The organism is Sporosarcina sp. P37 (genome assembly GCF_002109365.1).
Lineage (GTDB): Bacteria > Bacillota > Bacilli > Bacillales_A > Planococcaceae > Sporosarcina.
In genome coordinates this window covers 2,643,193-2,665,687 of record NZ_CP015349.1, presented here as the reverse complement: position 1 = coordinate 2,665,687, position 22,495 = coordinate 2,643,193, and the positions used below count along the sequence as shown (strand labels likewise).

Here is a 22,495-nt window from a genome sequence, read left to right as displayed (position 1 = left end):
CCGTCATTGTGATAAGAGAAGCAAAACATCCTTGGACCCACTGCGGCGCTGGCGGATGGCTACGCAATGAGCCAGACAGGGAAGAGCATCCTGTCAGTCTCATCACTTCGCCGACCGCTTGGAAGGCGCCTCCGTTCAGTTAGGGGGAAGCAGAATATGACACTTCTTTTGCCAGAGCATACACTAATCGTCCAATAGTCACTGCACTTCTTCTCCTTTAAAAAAGTGCTGGGATTGCTCCCACTCAGCAGCGCAGGCACAACTGCGGGGTCGGCCGAAGTCATGAGACAACTGGCACGCTCTTCGCCAGCTGGCTCATGACGTAAGGCAATCCCCCACGTGCCTGTGCGGGTCCTAAAAGCGGACACTCCCTAACTCCAATCCCCAACAACCAGTCGAGCAACGACCCCAACACAAATCCCCTTTATATAAACAACAACAATTTAGACAAGCAAATTTATACGACTGACAGCAGAAATCCAGCCCATTGACCCGCCTGGAATATGGATCAACGCGCCTTCCCGCTCTCCCTCACTTCTATCACCAAGCACAAAAATCCTGCCCTCTTTCTTCCATTGTACCGAAAGAAAAGAGAGACAGGAAACGTTAACCTTTATTCTTTTTCGTCCTGCTTATACAAACTCGAAAAACTTCTGAAGTCATCCTCAACCCTCCGCGCAAGCCGCCGCTCGAACCACTTGCCCACCAGCCACAGAAGGAAAATAACTACAAACATAATCAGCGTCCGGATCGGCTGCGTCAACAGCGCACGCACATCATAACCGATAAACGTAATCATCATGATCATCACCAGCTTACCGAGCATCAGCGCAAACAAATAATTCTTCCTGTTCATCTTCGACAAGCCCGCCACCAGATTGACCAGCGCAGAAGGGGTAAACGGAAAACAGATCAGGATGAACAGCGGGCCGAAGCCGTTGCGCTCTACCCAATGAATCAGCTGCTGCACTTTCTTCGGACGGGTCAGGAAAGAGAAGAACTTATTGCCGCCGTACTTCCGGATCAGCAGAAACACGACATACGAACCTGCAACCGTCCCTGCCCAGGACAGGATAAAACCGTACCAGAATCCGAATGCGATGGCGTTGGCGATTACGAATACGACCAACGGCAAAAACGGCAGGAAAGCTTCTATAAATGGCGGCAGCAGCCCCATTAAGAAACCAAGAGCTTCGTACTGCTCTGCCAAATCCTCTACTTTATCAATTGATAACCATTCATTCATCGCCAACACCCTCATCGGTTTTTTAGTCAGTTTTTGTTTGTTCTGCTGTGGATTTTGTCCGGTTATAGTATACTAGCATTCAGATTCGTTAAAGAAGGATGGGCTGCTTAGTGAATACAACGTTTTCTCATGGTCTGAAGGCAGGATCGAGTATCGCGATCGGTTACTTCCCTGTCGCGCTGACGTTCGGCCTTCTTGCCAAAACAACCGGATTGTCTATAATCGAAGCGACTGCAATGAGCCTGTTCGTGTATGCAGGAGCTGCGCAGTATATGGCGCTCAGTCTCATTGCGACCGGCGTTGCGCCCTGGCTTATTGTCATGAATACGTTTATCGTCAATATCCGGCATTTTCTCATGACCGCTTCATTAAGCGAAAAAGTGGAGCCGGCACCAAAATGGATGAAAGCCATCTATGCATTCGGTGTGACAGATGAAACATTTTCTGTTCTCGCAACGCAGAAGAACCGCACCGTGACGACCGCGTTTGCATTTGGTGTCGCCTTCATCGCGTACGGCAGCTGGGTGATTTTCACCGCAGTCGGCCACGTTATTGGAGCGAATTTGCCGCATTTCCTGCAAAAAGCGATGTCCGTTGCGCTGTATGCGATGTTCATTGGGCTTCTTGTGCCTTCGATGAAAGGCAACCGCAAAGTCGTGCTGCTTGCTTTGATTGCCGCGGCGATTCATTGCGCATTATATTATTCCAATGCTTTATCTACGGGATGGTCGATTCTGGCTGCCACACTCGGGTCCGCCATCTTCGTTGAAATCCTGTATGTAAAGAGTAATAAAAATGCAGACCGATTTATTGCACAGAAGGAGGAAAACTGATGGGTGCTTCTTATTGGTGGATGCTGCTCGGCATGGCCGTTGCTACGTACCTGCCGCGAATGATTCCATTGACGATTCTCGACGGAAAAGAGCTGCCGCCGATTGTCAGCGGCGTATTGCGCAATATTCCGTTTGCAGTGCTTGGCGCGCTTATATTCCCCGCCATCTTACATATCCAGGATGACATCCTGTTTGGCGTCATTGGCGCTGTAACAGCTTTTGCTTTGTCATTCATCGGACTCGACGTCATGTTTGTGGTCATCGGCACGATTGCGGCACTCGCCGTGTACAGTTTATTTTAACTATGTATTATTACTATTCCCCTGAGCTGCCTTCGTTAAAACAGCCAACTGCTTTTTGATACAGAAAAGCGGTTTTCAAAGCAAATATGCTCTTTGAAAACCGCTCTTTTTTTACTCCTCAGCCTGATTCAGCCGCGCATTTTTCACCATACGCGCTGCAAACCAGAAACCTGCAGTAAGTGAGACAGCATCCGCCACATAGAGCATCCAGTTATGGGTGTATCCCGCATAGACGGACGCCGCAATGAGCGACACTGTCAAAATTAACCCGACCACATGATGAAATGTCACACGGGTGAAAAATACGACCAAAATTCCTGGCAGCAACATCGCAAGCAACAGTTTCGTATCGAAATCTTGCATAGTGTCCTCCCTTTTACCGCACAACCAGCATGCCCAGACGGAAGTGATCGTGACGGAACAGCACTTGCTGCTTCAGACGAACTTCCCCGTCGCGGCCGATTACTTGCAAACGGCAGTGTGCGGCATTCACTTGAACTGCATCATACAATTCATCTTCATTGTGAATCGAGATGCCGTTCACCGACTTGATCAAATCACCGGCTACAATACCCATCTTCTCTGCCGGCGAATCCGGCAGCACCGCTACGACAAAGACACCTTCAGACTGCGGCACGAGCATCACCTGTTTATTGCGGTCAGATGCCGAAATAACCGCGCTGATCAGCAAGCGGCATACAACGCCCGCAAGCAAAGCCGCCCAGCCGAGAACTGGCATCCAGATCGCGCCAATTCCGATCGCCGCTACAGAAGCGCCAAGCCAGGCAATCGCCTTCCCCATTTTAGGGAACAGTTCATCCGGGAATGTAGAACGCACCAGCTGTGAGAATCCGATCACTAACGGTATCGGAATAAATGAAAATTTCTCCGCGCCCAGCGTAAATTGCGGCCAGTATGGAGCAAACTCTGAAACCATATGTCCCGGGACCAGCAATACAACCGGCACAATCCACAGCAGTTTCGACTGATAGATCGTACCGCGCCCGCCGCGCTGAGTCTGTACGAATAACGGAGACGTATGACGTGCCGCATGACGGCGAACGAGCATGCCTTCCGTGATCAGAAACAGACCTGCAATAATCGGCACCGTTATAGCCAGGGTGCCGGAAAAGTCCAGATCTTCCTGTACAAACCATGTGCCGATCGAAACGTCTCCTGCCCAGCGATTCAATGCCCAAAGCGCAAAAAATGCAATGGCTGCATAATAAATCGGTGAAGCCAATTTATAAGAGAATGAGAGAATGACGAGCAGCATAACGACAGATAACATCACAATCCAGTTGAAGTCGACGATCAATCCGATACCGGCAATCAAAATCGACAGCACCAGTCCGTGCAGCCAGCCCGCTGAAATCGCATGTTTCATCTCAGCTGAACCTTTTCGTATGCTTACATTAAAGTCTGTCCGCTCGCGGCTTACCCGTTTACTGCCGAGCATATAGGCAGCCACTAAAGCAACCAGCCAGACGGGGTTCAGAAAAAAGTAAAGTAATGCATCTTTCAAATTCAGTAATAGTTCGCTAGACATCTTCTGTCACCTTTCTCGCTTGTCCTTACAGCTCTTTTCTTTATTGTACAAAAAAAGAAGGAAAATAGCGAGAGTGTTGTGAAGGAAGTTCCAATTAAAGCTACAAAACTCACGGCAAAAAAGAGGCTGCCCTGCAGAAAGTCGTGTTGCCTGGACTTTTTCGGACAGCTTCCACTATTATTTTGCTAATTCATTCACCAGATAATCGACCGCCATGCGTAATTGTTTATCGTTTTTCTCTTTCGCACGGTATTCTTCCGCGGCAGTTTTCAGCGCAGTAAAGAATTCACGGTCCATATCATAACCTTCTTTAATTTCGCGGTCAATACGGAATGCATGTACCGCATCTGCTGTGTCACTGTCGAAGTATCCGTCAGTCCGTCCGGGTTTATGGCCGAGAGCTTTAAGCATACGCTGCGCATAGGCAACTTCTTCTGTAAAGTGACCTTCCTTCAAAGTTTCTGTCACCATTTGCAAATGCTCTGTAAATAACGGATGCTGTTTCACTTCAATATCTGCCTCTACACCTTTTCCATGGATCCACTTTTCTTTCGGTGTCAGCCATTTATTTGTCGACAGCTTCAATTCACCGCCGTTAGATAATTCCATCGTCTCCTGGACAGTTCCTTTTCCAAAACTTGTCGTCCCGATGATGGCTCCCCGTTTCAGATCTTTGATCGCTGCACTCAAGACTTCACTCGCCGATGCACTGCCGACATCTTGTACAACGACAATCGGAATATGCTTCAACCGTTCATTGAATGAAAGTTCCTCGTTTTTTTCAGTGACTACAGGTGATAAGTTGCCGGCAGCATCCTGCATAACAACAAATGCACGGTCTTCTTCCAGTAAGCTGCTTGAGATTTCGGATACCGCTTTTAAGTAGCCGCCCGGATTCCCTCGCACATCGATAATAATTGCCTGTGCTCCTTTTTTGATCACGTCCGACGTTGCTTTCTGCCATTCTTTCGCCGTCTCTTCTCCGAACATGCTGAGTGCTATGTATCCGAGCTTAGCACCACGTTCTTTAATCAGATCATGTGCAACCGACTGAACCGGCATATGATCGCGCATTATTGCGTACTCCATATGTTTATCCGCTTCCGGCCGGAAAATTGTCAATTTCACTTCAGTTCCTTTTTTCCCGCGAATCAAATTCACCACATCACGAAGGGTTTCCCCTTCTAATCTTTCACCGTTCACACGCACAATTTCATCATACGGCTGCAATCCTGCTTTCTCGGCCGGTCCGCCTTTAATTGGCGCCACGATAATATACTTGCCGTTCGTCCGCGTCACTTCCGCTCCGATGCCGACACGCGACCCCGCCAGCGATTCACGGTGGGACTCCGCTTCCTGCTCTGTCAGATAGGTCGAGTACGGATCACCGATCGTATCGGTCATGCCGCGCAATGCCCCTTCGATCAGCTCGTCCTTTTTGACCGGGTAAACGGCCCTCTCCTGAATCTTTTCAAACACCTCATCCACCACGGGCAAATTACTGACCGACTGTGGCTGTGCAGAGTCTTTCTTGCCGCAGCCGTTCAGCCATACAATGCCGATCAGCAGTAACATGCCCACTAAAAAAAGCCTGCTCCTTCGCATTCATAACCTCCTCCTCCCTTCACTATATGAAGGGAGACAAGAAGTTACGACACTAGAACAGACTCTTTTTTCAGTCCATGGAATCGACTAAATCATGCAAGGCTTTTTCATCGAGCGGACCGATAATCTTTTGCGCTATGCGGCCTTCCGTATCGATCATGAACGTTGTCGGCATAGAAAACACGCCATACAGCTGTGTGACTTTAGCTGTTTCGTCCAGCGGAATCGGGAAGCTTAAATGATATGAATCCACAAACTTTTTGACTTCATTGACACCGAGCTTCTCTGATTCCGTGACATTCACCGCAATCAGTTCCACTTGATCTTCATCCGTCAATTTTGAATAAAACTTCTGCATATGCGGCATTTCTGCTTTGCATGGCGGACACCATGTCGCCCAGAAATTCAAAATGACTTTCTTTCCTTTCAGCGCGGAAAGTGTAACCGTTTCGCCTGCAAGTGTTTCGAGCGTAAAGTCCGGTGCCGGTGAATATTGCTCCAGTCCTTCTTCTCCCGGCATTGCTTCGTCATCCACTTTTATAATCTGCGTCGGCGAAGGATCCGGCTTCCCCGCCATGTTTTGCACCATGATGAAGATCAGCGTACCGACGAGCAAAGCCGTAATAATATACCCAAGCGTTTTCTTACTCACTCTACCTCTTCCCTTCTGCTATCAGATTGTGCGGAAACCCGTTCTGTTCCCCACATCAGCAAGCCGATGAAACCTGTCGTAATAAGTGCATTATGTACCAAGGGACCCGGCTGAAATGAAGATACCAAAAGATGAAGCGCTATGAAAATAACAGACAGTTCACTGACCGTATTCACAGCTTTTCGTTCACTCCATACCGCCAGCACCAATACGCCGAGAAATAAAATAACCGTACCGCTCTTCACTGCCAGACTTCCTTGATTCAGCACCGCCATCATCGTCTGATAGATTACTTGCCAGGTGATCAGCGCAAGCAACAGCGTCCATTGATCGATACGCTTCCACTTTTCCTGATATGCCTGCTTAAGAGTCAATAAAGCCGCGACAGTTAATCCGAGAATCCAGCCGAATGTGCCTCCGTGAAAGTAAAGGAGTGACAGAGGATGCCGGATCACCATCGAAAAATCCGTCAAAATTACGGACAGCTTCCAAGTCATTACAACATAGAAGAATATATTTCCGATCCGCTCACTATATATTTTACCAAAACACAGGCGAATGAAAAGATAGGTCACAATGAAACCTGCGGCGACCGCAATCCACGAAGACGGCATCGTGATGGAACCGATGGGGTAGTACTGCGTGACCGGCATCGTCATCCCCTCCCTATTATCACTAAAAAAACATGAAAACCTGCCGTCTTAGGCAGGTTTTCTTTTCATGCTATATTAAAAAGATACATAATGCAACGGGTTGACTGCGCTCGGACCTGTGGCGGAGAAGTTTCCTACATGCACTTCAAAATGAAGATGCGGACCTGTAGATAAACCTGTCGAACCGACCGCTCCAATCGACTGGCCTTTATCGACAGTCGTTCCTGAGCTTGTGCCAATTGAAGATAGGTGTGCATAAACAGTCGTTAAAATCTTGCCTTTTACGGAGTGAGTAATCATTACTACATTTCCAAAGCCTTCCATGCTGCCCGCGTACGATACGACACCGTCAGCTGCGGATACAACCGGTGTGCCTGTTGGTGCGCTAAAATCTATTCCACGGTGCTGCTTCTTCACTTTCGTTATCGGGTGAATCCGCCAGCCAAACCCTGAACTCAATGTGCCGCTGGTTGGCTTTGTCCATGTTCCGCTCGAAACTGCCGGAATTTCACCGGAGTAAGCTGCTGAACCGCCCTGTGCTGCCGCTTGTTTCTGCTGCAAGCGCAGCTTTTTCGCCTGTTCTTTCCTTGCCACTTCAGCTAAACGCTCCTGCTCAGCAACGATTTTCTGTTCCAGCTCCTTGCTGAATTCCACAGTATTACTGTATTCTTCTTCCAGCTGGCCTTTTTCACTGGAAAGTTTTTCCTGACTCTTTTCCAATTCGTTAACGACATCTCGTTTTTCAAGTTTCTTTTCCAGTAACTCATCTTTCATAGCCTGGATTTTTTGCCGGCGTTCTTCTTGTTCAGCCAATTTCTGCTCAACCAGCTTCTTTTCCTCTTCCAGTTGTGCCATATCTTCTTCCTGCTGCTGAATAATTTTCCTGTCCGCATCCATCAGAGTCGTTACTGCCGAGAAGCGGTCGATGAAATCCGCAAAGCTGTTTGCGCCAAGAAGCACGTCCAAATAGCTGACTTTACTTCCTTTGACTTGCATGACCTTGACACGTTCACGCAATACTTGATCACGCTGTTCAATACGAATCTCCAGCTCTTTAATAGAAGCCTGAAGCTCATCAATCTCTAATTTGGTCTTATTCATCTCTTCGATGATGCGATCCATATTTTGATTGGTTTCTTCAATTTTGTCGTTCAGCTTTTTGATTTGACTGATCAGCACATCGACTTGCGACTGCTTCTCCTGTATTTGTATTTCTTTTTTCTGAATAGTAGAATCTAAATTTTTCTTTTTTGTTTCTGCTGCCTTTTTCTCATTCTGCAGATCTTTCAGAGACTCTGCGAATACATCTGTACTGCCGACCGTTGCGGTAAGCAGACAAGCAGCGAGGACACTTGATATCATTCGATGTTTCTTTCTCAAAACCCAGTTCTCCCTTCCATTCAGACAATCAGGATCTTAAAAACTTTCTGACTGACATAAAGCTGCCCCATACGCCGATGAAGACGGCGACGAACAGCAGCAAGCCGTTTAATTGTAATAAGAATGGTGAGGGATCAAGCAAATGGAATAATTCATTCTGCAGCCGTCCTTCCCAAAACGTATACAATTGTGAATAAAATGTTGTCATTAAAGCTATTGGTATGACCGCACCAAATATCCCAAGCCACACTCCTTCGAGCATGAAGGGAATCCGTACAAAACTATCTGTTGCGCCGACCAGTTTCATAATATCGATTTCTGTGCGTCTCGCCACAATAGTAAGACGAATCGTATTCGATATGAGGAACATAGCCGTAAATAATAGTGCCAGTATTAAAATCAGCCCAACATTGCGGCCTATCTTCAGCACATTAAAGAGCTTTTCTACTTTACCTTCTCCGTACTCCACGTCGTAAGTGTATTTATACGTGCTGATTTCTTTTGCGATGGATGCCGTTTTCTTCGGATCATCCGCTTTTATATATAACGCATCGCCGAGAGGGTTGTCCTGCTTATAGAGCGCAAACTCTTCACCAAATGATTGAATCATCTGATTGAGTTCCTGTTCACTTGAAGAATATTTGACCTCGGCCACTCCCGGGGTCTCTTTCACTTCTTTCAGCAGCTCCTGGACCTGCTCTTTCGTTGCTTCCTGCTCTGCAACTACTTTGATCTCCACGTCGTTCTCGATATTATCCGCCAGTTGATTCAAGTTCATCATAATGATGACAAATACGCCGATTAGCAGTAATGTAACCGTTACTGCGCTCACCGATGCAAACGTCATCCAGCCATTTCGGCTGAGACTTTTGAAACTTTCCCGAATATGACGCCGTACTGTTCTAGATTTCATTGGAGTACTCTCCTTCGTACTCATCCCGTGTGATGAGTCCGCCTTCTATCTGAATGACCCGATGTTTTAGTTTATCTACAATTTCTTTATTGTGCGTAGCCATGATGACCGTTGTTCCTTGCGCATTTATCCGTTCAAAAATCTTCATGATCTCCCATGAAGTCTCCGGATCCAAGTTTCCTGTCGGTTCGTCGGCAATGACCAGCCTCGGCTGATTGACGATAGACCGTGCAATCGATACGCGCTGCTGTTCCCCGCCTGACAGTTCATTTGGAAACATTCTCATTTTCTTAGTAAGTCCCACTAACTTCAAAACTTCTGTCACTTTTTGACGAATGACGCTTGGTGATTCTTCAATCACTTCGAGCGCATACGCGATATTTTCGTAGACAGTCAGTTTCGGCAGCAATTTAAAATCCTGAAACACTACGCCAATTTGCCGTCTTAAATAAGGCACATCTTTTCTTTGCATTTTTGTCAGTTCCGTATTGTTGAAGTAAATTTGTCCGCTGGTAGGAACTTCTTCCCGATACATCATCTTGATGAAGGTGGATTTACCTGCCCCGCTTGGTCCGACGACATAGACAAATTCGCCTTTTGCAATCTCGACATGGATTCCGTTAGAGGCAATAACACCATTCGGGTATTTTTTGTATACATTTTTCATCACAATCATACATAATAACCACCTGAATTTTGTTTTTCTCTCATATTCGCCATTGTAATTATAGCATGATTTCTATCAGCAAGTATTACAGTTATATTTCAATTCAGTTAGCTGGCGATTCAGCAAAAAATAGCTCCTTTATTTTCAGACAAAAAAAGATCGTTCCCAAGAAATTCTCAGGAACGATCGTTGATATTTAACTTATTTCTTTTCAGCTAACCAAGCAGCAACTGCGTCTGCTTCTTCGCCTTTGATAATACCAGGAGGCATAGCACCTTTACCGTTTACGATGACATCATGGATTTCTTCTTCAGAAAGTCTAGAACCAACGTCCTCAAGTGCAGGACCTGCTCCGCCTTCTAAGTTTCCACCGTGACATGATGCACAGCTTTGCTGTACAACTGCTTCTGCATCTACATCAGTAGTTGCTGCGCCGTTGTCGTTTGTTGCGTCGTCTGCTGGTTCAGAAGCGTTATCGTTGCCCCCGCCGCAAGCGCCGAGTACTAGTGCCGCTCCGAAGAGTGTAGCCAATAGTTTATTCTTCATGTAATATCCTCCCTTTTGCGAAATATTTTCCAACATGAGTAGTATACCAAAAAACGGCCATTCTATGGTGTACAGAAATGACAAAGTTGCAAATTATCCAGGATAATTAAGGTTTTCGTCTGTTTCCAACACAAAAAGGCGCTTTGGTAATGAATACATCTATAGTATTCACCAAAGTTCCGGTTTTTAAACATTACATTTTGGAAAATGAGTGAAATTTTAAGTTAAATGGTGAGTACAAGGGGATGGCAACTCCAGCTTGGGGACGCTTTCTGGAGGGAGGGCGGTGAACCACAGCCCTCTGCTTTAGAGCATTATGGGACAGAGTTCAATGCACGTTAAAAACGATAGCTATTTATACGGCATGGGATTTCCACTCCAGCCGGGGGACGCTTTCTGGAGGGCGGGCGGTGAACCACACCTCTCGCTTCGCTCGCTGGGTGTTTCACCTGTCCCGCTGATCCTCCCAGAGTCGCCCCCGGCTTCCGTTGCAATCCAAATTTTATAGTGGTGGTATGTGGATCACGCATGGCAGGCAGAGTGTGAATGGTTGTTGTGTTTTAATTTATTTACATTCAAGTGCAACTGCTTTAGAGCATTAAGGGACAGAGTTCAATACACGTTAAAAACGATAGTTATTTATACGGCATGGGATTTCCACTCCAGCCGGGGGACGCTTTCTGGAGGGAGGGCGGTGAACCACACCGCTCCGCTTCGCTTCGCAGGGGTGTTTCACCTGTCCCTCTGATCCTCCCAGAGTCGCCCCCGGTTTCCGTTGCAATCCTACGGAGATATTGGATGGAATTTTCAAGTTGCATTGTAATAGTGTGTAATATTGTAACACTTTTGAAATATTTTAAGTTCGAGTTCAAATACAAACGATTACAACCCTTACTTCAATGCACAACAATTAGTGTCTCCTACTGACATTGCAAGGGATTGAAGCGGAGGAGGGGCGACTCCCGGAGGATCAGCCCGACAGGTGAGACAACCAGAGGGAGCAAAGCGACCTGGTTGGCTCACCGCGGGCCCTCGGGAACGCGTCCCCTCCGAAGCGCAAATCCCCACCCCGACACTACTGCAAGCCTTCTATACTTCCCACTTCAATGCACAACAATGAGTGTCCACCGCTTACATTGCAAGGAGTAAAGGTGGAAGAGGGGGGGATCAGCCCGACAGGCGAGACAACCAGAGGGAGCAAAGCGACCTGGTTGGCTCACCGCGGGCCCTCGGGAACGCGTCCCCTCCGAAGCGTAAATCCCCAACCCGACACTACTGCCAGCCTTCCACAATTAAAAACACAGCCCAACAAGTCAGATGATACTGACATGCCGGACTGTGTTTTTTATGTTCAGGAAATTCGTGAACGCAAGTATGCGTTGATGAACTGGTCGATTTCGCCGTCCATGACGGAGCTGACGTTTCCTGTTTCTTCATTTGTACGGTGGTCCTTCACCATAGAATACGGGTGGAAGACGTAGGAGCGGATCTGGCTGCCCCAGCCGATTTCTTTTTGCTCGCCGCGGATATCCGCAAGACGCGCTTCTTCTTCTTCGACACGAATCTGATAAATCTTCGCCTTCAATAAATTCATCGCCCGCTCACGGTTCTTGATCTGCGAACGTTCTGTCTGACACGTAACGACAGCGCCTGTCGGGATATGCGTCATACGCACAGCAGAATCCGTCGTGTTGACGTGCTGTCCGCCGGCGCCGCTTGAGCGGTATGTGTCAATTTTGATATCTTCAGCCTTCAGATCCAACTCGATATCGCCTTCAAATTCTGGCATCACTTCAATGGAAGAGAATGACGTATGGCGTCTGCCTGAAGAATCGAATGGTGAAATCCGAACTAGTCGGTGAACACCTTTCTCCGCTTTCAGATAGCCGTATGCATTATGCCCTTTGATTCCGAGTGTGACAGACTTCACGCCTGCTTCATCACCGGCCTGGTAGTCGAGTGTTTCGACTTTGAAGCCATGGTGCTCTGCCCAGCGTGTGTACATGCGAAGCAGCATCGATGCCCAGTCTTGGGACTCAGTACCGCCAGCGCCTGAGTGAATCTCAAGTACTGCACTATTTTTATCGAATTCATCGCTTAACAGCATTTGCAGATCGAATTTATCCATTCGTCTTTTGAACTCTTTTAATTCGGAAATGAGTTCGTCCTGCAGCTCTTCATCGGCTTCTTCACGAAGCAGTTCAAGCGTCATTTCCAAGTTTTCTTGCGTGTCGTTCAAATCTTTATATTCGCCGACAATATCTTTTAATGCATTGGACTGCGAAATAACTTTCTGCGCGGCATCCTGGTCATCCCAGAAGCCCGGCTCCAACATCATTTCGTCAAATTCCTGCATACTGGCCTCTTTGTTTTCTAAGTCAAAGAGACCCCCTAAAGTCCGCTAATTTCTTAGCTGTTTTGTCGAGCTCGTTCCGAACATCGGATAATTCCATCATAATCATTTCCTCCTGAGTGGTTGTTTCTCGTTATGCTTTGCCGTGGCAGTTTTTGTACTTCTTGCCGCTGCCACACGGACAAGGGTCGTTGCGTCCGATATTGACAGAGCGTCGGATCGGCTTTTTGCGGACCGGTGCGCCATCTTCTTTCGGATTGTTCGCCTGCCCTTTTGCTACTTCTTCCCGCTCGAGGTTATTGCGGATTTCTGCTTTCATGACATACTTCGTCGCATCGTTTTCGATGGCCATCAGCATATCTTCAAACATCGCAAATCCTTCTGCCTGATATTCACGCAGCGGGTCGTTCTGTCCATATGCGCGTAAGTGAATCCCGTTACGAAGCTGATCCATCGCATCGATATGATCCATCCACTTGGTATCAATCGCACGCAATAAGACCACTTTCTCGAATTCACGCATCCGTTCTTCGGACATTTCCTGCTCTTTCTCATTATAGCGCGCAATGACCAATTCGTGAATAAATGTTTGCAGGTCTTCAGGTGTTTTGTCTTCCAAGTCTGCAACCGTCACGGAGTCCTCCGGCAATAAATTCGCTTCCAGATAATCCTTTAGCCCTTTGGAATGCACTGTACCGTCTGCTGTATGCAGCGCGACTACGCGTTCGATGACCGATTCGAGCATACCTTCAAGCACCGGACGGATATTATCCGAACCTAATACTTCATTACGTTCCTTATAAATTACTTCACGCTGCTGACGAAGTACATCGTCATACTGCAATAAACGTTTCCGTGAATCGAAGTTATTCCCCTCTACCCGTTTCTGGGCAGATTCAACCGAACGTGAAACCATTTTTGACTGAATCGGTGTTTCATCGTCCATACCGAGCTTCGTCATCATTGACTTCATTTGCTCAGAACCGAAGCGGCGCATCAATTCGTCTTCCAGTGACAGATAGAACTGTGTGACACCCGGATCTCCCTGACGGCCTGAACGTCCGCGAAGCTGATTATCGATACGTCTCGACTCATGCCGTTCTGTACCGATGACCGCAAGACCGCCGACTTCTTGAATATGATCGCCAAGTTTAATATCGGTACCACGGCCCGCCATGTTCGTCGCAATTGTCACGGCACCTTTTTTACCGGCATCTTGAATGATTTCTGCTTCGCGCTCATGGTTTTTCGCATTCAGTACGTTATGCGGTATGCCATACTTTTTCAGAAACGCAGAAATAATTTCAGACGTTTCGATGGCGACCGTACCGACCAGCACCGGCTGGCCCTTTTCGTGGCGCGCCTTAATATCTTCCGCCACCGCTTTATACTTGCCGTCCATTGATGCATAAATTAGATCCGGACGGTCGTCACGGGCGATCGGTTTATTCGTTGGAATCGCAATAACGTTCATATTGTAGATATTGCGGAACTCTTCTTCCTCCGTCTTCGCCGTACCAGTCATACCAGAAAGTTTTTCATACATACGGAAATAGTTCTGGAACGTAATCGTAGCGAGTGTCATGGACTCGTTCTGAACTTCCAGACCTTCCTTCGCTTCGATTGCCTGGTGCAGACCGTCACTGTAGCGGCGGCCTTTCATCAAACGTCCGGTGAAGGAGTCAACAATTACGACTTCTCCGTCTTCTACAACGTAGTCTACGTCATTATGCATGCTGACATGCGCTTTTAATGACTGGTTAATCGCGTGGTTCAATGTTACGTGCTGCAAATCGAATAAGTTATCAATATTAAACGCTTTCTCAGCTGCCTCAATACCCTGCTCTGTCAGAACGACACCTTTTGTTGATTCATCGAATGAATAATCTTCTTCTTTTTTCAGCGTAATCACAAATCGGTTCGCCAGACGATACAGCTCCTGTGCTTTCGCCGCCTGACCGGAAATAATGAGCGGTGTACGTGCTTCATCGACTAAAATGGAGTCCACTTCGTCAATGACGGCAAAATGCAACGGACGCTGAACTTTATGTTCATTGTACAGAACCATGTTGTCACGCAGATAATCGAAGCCCAGTTCGTTGTTCGTACTGTACGTCACATCGGCTTCGTACGCTTCACGCTTTTCTTCCTTGCTGAGACTGTTCAGGTTCAGACCGACCGTCATGCCGAGGAATGAATATAAACGGCCCATCTCTTCTGCGTCACGGCTGGCCAAGTATTCGTTGACCGTTACGACGTGCACACCTTTAGAAGTGAGCGCATTCAAATAAACGGCGAGTGTAGAAGTCAATGTCTTCCCCTCACCGGTCTTCATCTCTGCGATATTCCCTTCGTTCAAAGCAGCTGCCCCCATGATTTGCACACGGAACGGGTACATTCCGAGCACACGGCGAGAGGCTTCACGGACGACCGCAAAGGCTTCTGTCTGCAGGTCCTCGATGGTTTCTCCCTGCTGGTAGCGCTCTTTGAATTCATCTGTTTTGGCGGTCAGTTGTTCGTCCGACAGCTTTTCCATATCACCGGCCAATAGTTCTACTTGGTCGGCAATTTTCTCAAGTCGTTTCAGGTCACGTTTGTTTGGGTCGAACATTTTATTTAATACGCCAAGCATTTATTGTCACATCCTCATAGCTTCATCAAATAGCAGGACGCTCCTGCCAGTTGTAAGTTCTTCTTTCGTCACATGCAATGTTACATTCCAAACATTTTTGAGTCACATTCCATTTTAACATTGTAAAAAGGCTGGTGCAAATAGTGCGCTGTATCAAATTTCCTAAGTTTTCTCGGGAAGTCTGGCTGTGGTATTTGGGTTAGGGATTTGCGCTGCGGAGGGGACGCGTTCCCGAGGGTCCGCGGCGAGCCAACCAGGTCGCTTCGCTTCCTTTGGTTGTCTCGCCTGTCGGGCTGATCCTCCGGGAGTCGCCCCTCCTCCGCTCCAATCCCTTGCAATGTAAGTGGGTGACATTAATTGTTGTGCATTAAAGTAAGGATTGTAATCGTTTGTATTTGAACTTGAACTCAAAACATTTCAAAAGCGTTAGAACTTTACACACTATTACAATGCAACTTGTAAAATCCATCCAATATCTATGCAAGATTGCTACAAAAGCTGGGTGCGACTTTAAGAGTGTCTGCACTTGAATGTAAATAAATTAAAACACAACAACCATTCACGCACTACCTGCAATGAGCGATATAAATATCACCACTATAAAATTAGGATGGCAACGGAAGCTGGCGGCGACTCCCGGAGGATCAGCGTGAGTCCACGACCCTGGACTGAGCTGAAAGCGAGGGAAGCGGCTTGGGCCACGCCCTCGGGAAAGCGTCCGCCAGCTGGAGTTGCAATCCCCTCGTACTCACTAACTAACTCTCCACGTAAAAAAGACATTCACTCTATATTTAAGACGGCAACTGCACTCTGGAATTAGTCCTCAATTACCGTTCAGCAGCTGCACTTGAACTTAAATACATTCAAACACCACACTAATTCACACACCGCCTGCAATGGGTGATATAAGTACCACCACTATAAAATTAGGATAGCAACGGAAGCTGGGGGCGACTCTGAGAGGATCAGAGGGACAGGTGAAACTCCCCGGCGTAGCAAAGCGGAGCGGTGTGGTTCACCGCCCTCCCTCCAGAAAGCGTCCCCCAGCTGGAGTTGCTATCCCCTTGTACTCACTACGTAACTCTCCATGGCCAACACCGTTCGCTCATAAATAAAAAACAAGCCCAGCGAGATGCCGGACTTGTCTGGATGCTTATGAGTTTGTTTCGATCAGGCCGTACTTGCCGTCCTTACGCTTATACACGATATTCGTGCCGTCAGACTCTGCATCCGTAAAGATGAAGAAGCTGTGACCCAGCATGTTCATCTGAAGGATCGCTTCCTCTTGATCCATCGGCTTCAGGTCGAACTGCTTCGTGCGTACTACGTCGAACTCGCTGTCGTCTTCAACTTGCTGGTCTGCAGCATTGTCGTTATCTTCCACTGCCTGGAAGAATGCAGCGACGCCTTCGCGCTCGCGGGATTTTCGATTAACACGTGTTTTATATTTACGAATTTGACGCTCTAGCTTGTCGACGATCAAGTCAACTGCTGCATACATATCGTTGTGGCGTTCCTCTGCACGAAGTGTCAAATTTTTCATCGGAATCGTAATTTCCACTTTTGTTTGCTTGTCTGTATACACTTTCAAATTTACGTTAGCTGTCGCGTTTACACCTTCTGTGAAATAACGCTCCAGTTTCTCAACCTTTTTCTCGACGTACTCTCTGATTGCCGGAGTAACCTCGACGTTTTCACCGCGAATATTGAAGTCTAACATATGAACTCCTCCTTTGTTTAAACCCATCACTACTTACTTCTTCATAGTACCCTTAAAACCCTTTTCAAAACGTAAGAAAATTGCTGAATGGTAAAGAAACTTCTGTCAGGTGTGGGATTTCACTCCGTTTCCTTCACTTTCCGTGCGTGATGTTTTAATTCTTCGATAATCAATGCATCTGCATGCTGGTCTTCACCGAACTCGAACCCGTATTGATAGCCCTCTTCAGCATCTTTTTTCCATACTATATTGCCAAGAATTTCAAAGGGATGTTCAAATATCGTAAAATCCAATTGTATAGTAAGTATTTCGGAGCGCACCGGCAAATCCAAATTCGTAATGAATTTAACGCCGCCTGTGCTGATGTCGGCAATTTCACACTGTCCTTCATTTGATAAAAGTTTTTTATCATTATTCAATTGGATCCGAAACGTTGCCGGTATGTAGGGTTCGAATGAATACCTAAAGTAATCATGACGATTATAGCGCATAGAATTATTCCTCTCTTTACAAGCCTGTATGGAAAAAACCGCAAGAGAAATACTCTCTTCCGGTTTTAGTGCCTGGAATCGAAATACGCGCCGTCCTGAGTCATTTTTCCATACGGATTCACATAGTTATTCATATTTTCTTTTTTGGCCTGAGCCTGCGTAATGTTTGACCGGATACTGTTTCTATATGATTCGAGACCGGACTGTACGTCCTTTTCCAAACGGATCAGCTCTTTGCCGAACTCATCTTCCTCCGCAGTAAAAGGCTTGGCGATTTGTGACTGCAGCAAATTCCGTTCATCGAGAATACGCTCAATCTGCTGGATTACGTCCTCACGCTTCTCCTCATCAGTTTCTTTTGTCAGCGAAATTAATTGCAGAGAACGGTCACGCCACATGGTCATGGCCGCCCGGATCATATTTCGCTCACGTTCGCATATTGCTTGGTACGATTAATCTGAATCACTTGTTTCCACGTGTCGCGGAATTCGGTAATGATGCCGGCTGCCTCATCAAACATTGACGGATCATTTTGGATATTTCCATCGATCAGACGGCTGTTGACGAACTCATAAAGAATCAGCATATTTTCGGCTACTGGATAAGATGTATCCAACGTCAGCATCAACTCAGTGACAATCGCCTGCGCCTTTTGGATTGCAATATTCTTTTGCTCAAGATTTCCTTTTTCCAGCTCCATTTTTCCTTGCTGAATGAATTTCAAGCAGCCATTATAAAGCATCAGCGTTAATTCACCAGGTGTAGAAGTAGTCACCGTATTGTTTTGATATGCTGCATAAGGGTTATTTGTCGCCATTATCTGTCATTCTCCTTTTTTCTAGCAAAGTTACGTTACATGCCGCCAAGTGCATTCATCAGCTGCACAGATTGATCATTCGCACGCTGGAAAGCCTTTTCCATTGCGGTAAACTGCTTCCAGTAACGGTCTTCCATCTTCTGCAATCTGCTTTCAAACCGCTCAATTTGTTTATCCATATTTTTAATGGAACGGCCAAGTGCAAAACTGTCATTCACTGTTGTCGCGCTGCCGGCTTTTACAGTAATCTTTTTTTGCGCGTCCTGCAGTTCTGTACGGTATCTTTCTGCAATCCCTTTATTCCCTTCCTCTTTGCCGCCAATCAAATCATAGACAGCGGATGGATTTTCAGAGATCTTTTCCCGTAATTTATCTTCATTAATAGTTAATTTTCCGTTATCCAAGTAATTACTTGTTGTTTCAATACCTAAATCTTTCAGGCTGATGTTGATTTCTTTCCCGTCTTTATCAGTTGTTGTAACCGAACTGGACATAATAGAACGTAAATTATTCAGCATGGTGGAAATCGCCGGATCCCCTTTAAGGGTACCGCTCTTCGCCTTTTCTTCCCAAAGCTCAATTTCTTTTTCCTTCATATCTGCTTTCTGCTCATCTGACAGCGGATGGAAAGATTTAAATTGCTTTTCTTTAATTTTGCTGTTCAGTTTTTCGATCATTTCATTGTAGTCATTTACGAACTCTGTAACCGAATCCACTATTTTATCTACATTTGTAGTGGAACTGAATGTCACAGGAGACGTTGTTTTGGCCTTAAGTGAGACCTCGAATCCATTGATCGTGAATGTATTGGAAGGACGGGATGTTTTTAAACCATTAAATACAAATTCGGCGTCCTCCCCCTTTGAAGAGTTCGCGCCATTTCCACTATCGAGCTTTAAATCATTTACCAAGGTGCCTGTGCCCGATATTTGTATTTCGCCTTTCCCGCTATTTTTCGAACTCAACGCAATTTTGCCGGTTGCCGAATCATAAAATGCACTGACACCCGTCTTCTCGTTTATTTTATCCAACACAGCATCGATCGTATCTGTTTCAAGTATTTCAATTTCAACTGCATCTCTTCCCGGCGCTGATATTGTCAATTTCTGCGTTCCTGAAACAAGCGGTCCGTCATCAGCATTCTTCATATCTTTAAATTGCAGAGTCTTCGCTTGCGCATCTGTTATCTTCACTCCATCGTGCGTCAGCTCGCCACTTTGTAATGTAGCTTGTTTGGCCAGTTGTGTAACTTCAAGTGTACCTGAGAAGTCGCTGATTGAAGCTTTTGAAGTAATACTTGCCACTTTATCGTCAGATACGCTGACAGTTTTCTTCATATATGTTCCCTGCTTCATGACCGTATCAAATAGCTTATCACTCTGTTTTCTCAAATCACGGTTAGTGGAACGATAATCATCGAGCTGCCATTGCGTATAAGCTTTCTTTTGCGTAATTTTATCAAGCGGAATCCGATGCGCTTTCATCATGTCCCTAATAATTGATTCTGTATCGATACCGGATGCTAATCCACCAATTCTCATCGTGCCTCACACCTTTTTCGTTAAATTTTCTGATCGATTAGTAATCCAATGAAGTCTCTCATCGCTGCGTACATGTCGAGCAATTTCTTCGGCGGGATTTCACGGACGACTTCTTCTGTGTCGGAGTCGATGATCGTTACGTAGTATTCATGAAGCTTCTCATGGTACTTGAAACGCAACTGAACATTGACACTTTCGAGGAATTTATTCATTCCTTCCGTTAATTCCTTCGCTTCTTTCTTCGTCAGAACATCTTGCGTCTCGTTTGTTTCCTGTTTCGCCGGCTCTCTAATGGGCTGTATTCCGGTAACTATTCTCTTATTTTCAACGGACCCGTTCTCATAAGATGTCTGCACTGGCTGTGTTGCGGGGCCGTCACCTATTCGGCTGACCATAGTGGAACCCCCCGTCTTCAATGAATAATCGCTACTTATAGTATCGGATGGAATTACGGGATGTTGAGCATCCGCCGCCACTTTCTTCTATATCAATAAGGAGCAGTGGACATTTGCAGCAGCCAATAAAAATGAAATTATAAATATCGTATTTTTATACTATTAGAATAGTCAAAAGTAATGTATTATTAGAATTAACTATAAGAATAAAGGAGCATACACATCCATGTTTCATTCCATCAAAACGAAAATGATCCTGCTCGTCCTCGTCCTGGTTGCCGGCGGAATACTTACAATGACAGGCATCAGCAGCTGGCTTGTCAAAGAACGGACTGAGGAAAACATCATCGAATCCAGCAGCACCTTGCTTACGGAAATGAGTACTGCGATCGGGGCAGACCTGCAGCAGTATAGTAAAGGTCTCGAATTACTGACAGCGTCAACGGACTTTACGGATTCCACCGCCACAACCGGCGGCGCAGAAGTTGTCAAAGCACTCAACAACACACTTGACACGTATCCGAACGTCTCCAGCGCATATCTCAGCTACGCTACAAAAGAAACGACAATCCGCCCATTTGCAGATCTGACAGGGTTCGACCCTACTGCAAGAGAGTGGTATCAGCTGGCGGCTGCAGAACCGGATAAAGTGCACTGGACAAAGCCTTATATAGATGAAGCAACCGGAAACTTCGTCATCAGCGCATCAAAAGCCGTGATGAATGAAAATAAATTGACCGGCGTAGCGGGAATCGATATTCAGTTATCGACAATGTCATCGGATATCGCCAAGATCGATATACCGCACGGCGGCTATGCATTCATTTTGGACGCAGAAGGTACTGCCATCGCCCATCCATCATTGATCGGTGAAACTATTATGAACCGCGACTATGTGGCGGAAATGTACAAAGAACAGGCAGGACATCATACATTCAAACAGGACGGCATCAGCAAAGTGGACATGTTCACGACGATTCCCGACTTTGGCTGGAAACTCGGCGTCATCTATGATGAGAAGAATATGCAGTCCCTTGCAGCAGGCCTGCGCAATGTCATGATTATCGCTGCCATAGTGACGCTGGCAGTACTGGCAGTGATTCTGTACCTCTTTATCAACCGTCTGCTGAAGCCGATTTTCCGCTTGCAGGAAACCGTTCAGCAAGTGGCGGACGGTGACTTGACGGTAAGAGCAGATATTCATTCGAAAGATGAAATCGGAGAACTTGCGAACGGCTTCGATCAGATGCTCAATCAAATGAATGGCTTGATCACAACGGTCACGCACTCTGCTTCCAACGTACTCGCCAGTTCACAAAACTTGAGCGCGGTATCGGAAGAAACGAACGCAACGAGTGAAGAAATCGCGCATGCCCTGCAGGAAATTACGATGGGTGCTGCGAAGTCCGCGGAAAACGCGGAAACTGTTACGACACGTGCGGATTTATTGAACCAGCAAATCCAGGATGTCAACGCAACTGCTAGTGAAATGGCCAGCATGGCAACAGAAGCTGTATCCTTTAATGCCGACGGGCGCGCGCAGATGAGTATATTAAGTTCTTCGTTCAATCATTGGAATCAGGACTTGCAGCAAATGGGCGGCATGATCGGAACGCTTGAAGAGAAAGTGAATGCAATCAGTTCCGTCATTGATGCCATCACTGCGATCTCTTCCCAGACGAATCTGCTTGCATTGAACGCAAGTATTGAAGCGGCAAGAGCCGGTGAGCACGGAAAAGGCTTCGCTGTCGTCGCAGAAGAAGTCCGCCGGCTGGCAGAGCAGTCAGCACAGTCAGCAGAACAAGTCCGCTCCACAATTCAGGAACTGCAAGACGGGACGCATCACGTCATCGAGCAAATGAATGGCACGCGCGATACATTCGAGCGACAAAGCAGTGTGGTTCATGACACCGAAGGAATTTTCGAGAAAATCTCCGGTTTCATCGGCGAAATGCAATCTCGCATCGACAACGTCACATCAGCACTTCAGGAAATGGATGTGCATAAAAATGACGTGGCCGAGCAAATCCAAAACTTGCTGGCTACGACAGAAGAATCCGCGGCTGCCTGCGAAGAGGTTAACGCTTCGACCGATGAACAGCTGCACGCTATCGGTTCTGTGGCAGAAGCAGCGGAAGCATTGACGCAATTGAGTGAAGATCTGAGCTTCGCTGTGGAGCGATTCAAAATTTAACACGAT

At 46.6% G+C, this 22,495-nt stretch carries 21 protein-coding genes; 3 read left to right on the top strand and 18 right to left on the bottom strand.

From position 1 onward, the window contains the following. Positions 1-613: 613 nt before the first annotated feature. The gene (locus SporoP37_RS13370) at positions 614-1,246 is read right to left on the bottom strand and encodes a TVP38/TMEM64 family protein (RefSeq protein WP_081244160.1); all 633 of its coding nucleotides are present in this window, start codon (positions 1,244-1,246) and stop codon (positions 614-616) included. 110 nt (positions 1,247-1,356) lie between these two features. Here SporoP37_RS13370 and SporoP37_RS13365 point away from each other — a divergent pair, with 110 nt between their 5' ends. Together SporoP37_RS13365 and SporoP37_RS13360 are read left to right on the top strand one after the other, a co-directional pair. Further along, on the top strand, positions 1,357-2,079 hold the full coding sequence (locus SporoP37_RS13365; RefSeq protein WP_232329768.1) for an AzlC family ABC transporter permease: 723 nt from the start codon (positions 1,357-1,359) through the stop codon (positions 2,077-2,079). Beyond that, positions 2,079-2,381 carry an AzlD domain-containing protein gene (locus tag SporoP37_RS13360; RefSeq protein ID WP_081244158.1) on the top strand — a complete coding sequence of 101 codons (303 nt, stop codon included), beginning with the start codon at positions 2,079-2,081 and terminating at the stop codon, positions 2,379-2,381. Before SporoP37_RS13365 ends, SporoP37_RS13360 begins: the two co-directional genes overlap by 1 nt. Before the next feature lie 111 nt (positions 2,382-2,492). Here SporoP37_RS13360 and SporoP37_RS13355 read toward each other — a convergent pair whose 3' ends face one another. The 17 genes from SporoP37_RS13355 to flaG all read right to left on the bottom strand — a co-directional run bounded on the left by SporoP37_RS13355 (position 2,493) and on the right by flaG (position 20,295). Further along, positions 2,493-2,744 (bottom strand): CsbA family protein, encoded by a 252-nt coding sequence (locus SporoP37_RS13355; RefSeq protein ID WP_081244157.1) that lies wholly within the window; start codon positions 2,742-2,744, stop codon positions 2,493-2,495. Positions 2,745-2,757: 13 nt separating this feature from the next. After that, the gene (locus tag SporoP37_RS13350) at positions 2,758-3,930 is read right to left on the bottom strand and encodes a PDZ domain-containing protein (RefSeq protein WP_085431219.1); all 1,173 of its coding nucleotides are present in this window, start codon (positions 3,928-3,930) and stop codon (positions 2,758-2,760) included. Positions 3,931-4,107: 177 nt separating this feature from the next. Beyond that, entirely contained in the window at positions 4,108-5,535 is a 1,428-nt protein-coding gene (locus tag SporoP37_RS13345; RefSeq protein ID WP_085431218.1) for a S41 family peptidase, read from the bottom strand. A gap of 70 nt (positions 5,536-5,605) precedes the next feature. Next, positions 5,606-6,187 (bottom strand): peroxiredoxin family protein, encoded by a 582-nt coding sequence (locus SporoP37_RS13340; RefSeq protein ID WP_085431217.1) that lies wholly within the window; start codon positions 6,185-6,187, stop codon positions 5,606-5,608. Continuing rightward, positions 6,184-6,840 carry a hypothetical protein gene (locus SporoP37_RS13335; protein ID WP_085431216.1) on the bottom strand — a complete coding sequence of 219 codons (657 nt, stop codon included), beginning with the start codon at positions 6,838-6,840 and terminating at the stop codon, positions 6,184-6,186. The genes SporoP37_RS13340 and SporoP37_RS13335 overlap by 4 nt, the downstream gene beginning before the upstream one ends. Before the next feature lie 75 nt (positions 6,841-6,915). Next, entirely contained in the window at positions 6,916-8,220 is a 1,305-nt protein-coding gene (locus SporoP37_RS13330; protein WP_231293253.1) for a murein hydrolase activator EnvC family protein, read from the bottom strand. A 28-nt stretch (positions 8,221-8,248) separates the two neighbouring features. Then, positions 8,249-9,133 carry a permease-like cell division protein FtsX gene (ftsX, locus tag SporoP37_RS13325; RefSeq protein ID WP_081244152.1) on the bottom strand — a complete coding sequence of 295 codons (885 nt, stop codon included), beginning with the start codon at positions 9,131-9,133 and terminating at the stop codon, positions 8,249-8,251. Next, positions 9,123-9,809 carry a cell division ATP-binding protein FtsE gene (gene ftsE, locus SporoP37_RS13320; protein ID WP_081244151.1) on the bottom strand — a complete coding sequence of 229 codons (687 nt, stop codon included), beginning with the start codon at positions 9,807-9,809 and terminating at the stop codon, positions 9,123-9,125. The genes ftsX and ftsE overlap by 11 nt, the downstream gene beginning before the upstream one ends. 192 nt (positions 9,810-10,001) lie before the next feature. Beyond that, positions 10,002-10,346 carry a cytochrome c551 gene (gene cccB / locus SporoP37_RS13315; protein ID WP_081244150.1) on the bottom strand — a complete coding sequence of 115 codons (345 nt, stop codon included), beginning with the start codon at positions 10,344-10,346 and terminating at the stop codon, positions 10,002-10,004. A gap of 1,351 nt (positions 10,347-11,697) precedes the next feature. Next, positions 11,698-12,799, bottom strand: a protein-coding gene (gene prfB / locus SporoP37_RS13310; RefSeq protein WP_099662772.1) for a peptide chain release factor 2 whose coding sequence is annotated in 2 segments (ribosomal slippage) — positions 11,698-12,726 and positions 12,728-12,799 — 1,101 coding nt in all. Because the reading frame shifts where the segments join, the coding sequence is not laid out codon by codon here. 33 nt (positions 12,800-12,832) lie between these two features. Beyond that, entirely contained in the window at positions 12,833-15,331 is a 2,499-nt protein-coding gene (gene secA, locus SporoP37_RS13300; RefSeq protein ID WP_085431214.1) for a preprotein translocase subunit SecA, read from the bottom strand. A 1,153-nt stretch (positions 15,332-16,484) separates the two neighbouring features. Then, a complete protein-coding gene (gene hpf / locus SporoP37_RS13295; RefSeq protein WP_085431213.1) occupies positions 16,485-17,051 on the bottom strand; it encodes a ribosome hibernation-promoting factor, HPF/YfiA family in 567 nt (188 codons plus the stop codon). Positions 17,052-17,170: 119 nt separating this feature from the next. After that, positions 17,171-17,542, bottom strand: coding sequence for a PilZ domain-containing protein (locus tag SporoP37_RS13290; RefSeq protein ID WP_085431212.1), 372 nt, complete (start codon positions 17,540-17,542; stop codon positions 17,171-17,173). Positions 17,543-17,607: 65 nt separating this feature from the next. Then, entirely contained in the window at positions 17,608-17,946 is a 339-nt protein-coding gene (locus SporoP37_RS13285) for a flagellar protein FliT (protein ID WP_157118651.1), read from the bottom strand. Between the two features lie 11 nt (positions 17,947-17,957). Next, complete coding sequence (fliS, locus tag SporoP37_RS13280; protein ID WP_085431210.1) at positions 17,958-18,359, bottom strand: flagellar export chaperone FliS; 402 nt, start codon at positions 18,357-18,359, stop codon at positions 17,958-17,960. 35 nt (positions 18,360-18,394) lie between these two features. Then, the gene (locus SporoP37_RS13275) at positions 18,395-19,900 is read right to left on the bottom strand and encodes a flagellar hook-associated protein 2 (protein WP_085431209.1); all 1,506 of its coding nucleotides are present in this window, start codon (positions 19,898-19,900) and stop codon (positions 18,395-18,397) included. 20 nt (positions 19,901-19,920) lie between these two features. Continuing rightward, positions 19,921-20,295 carry a flagellar protein FlaG gene (flaG, locus tag SporoP37_RS13270; RefSeq protein ID WP_085431208.1) on the bottom strand — a complete coding sequence of 125 codons (375 nt, stop codon included), beginning with the start codon at positions 20,293-20,295 and terminating at the stop codon, positions 19,921-19,923. A gap of 226 nt (positions 20,296-20,521) precedes the next feature. Here flaG and SporoP37_RS13265 point away from each other — a divergent pair, with 226 nt between their 5' ends. After that, positions 20,522-22,489, top strand: a complete 1,968-nt coding sequence (locus SporoP37_RS13265) for a methyl-accepting chemotaxis protein (RefSeq protein ID WP_085431207.1) — start codon at positions 20,522-20,524, stop codon at positions 22,487-22,489. The last annotated feature ends 6 nt before the right edge of the window (positions 22,490-22,495 follow it).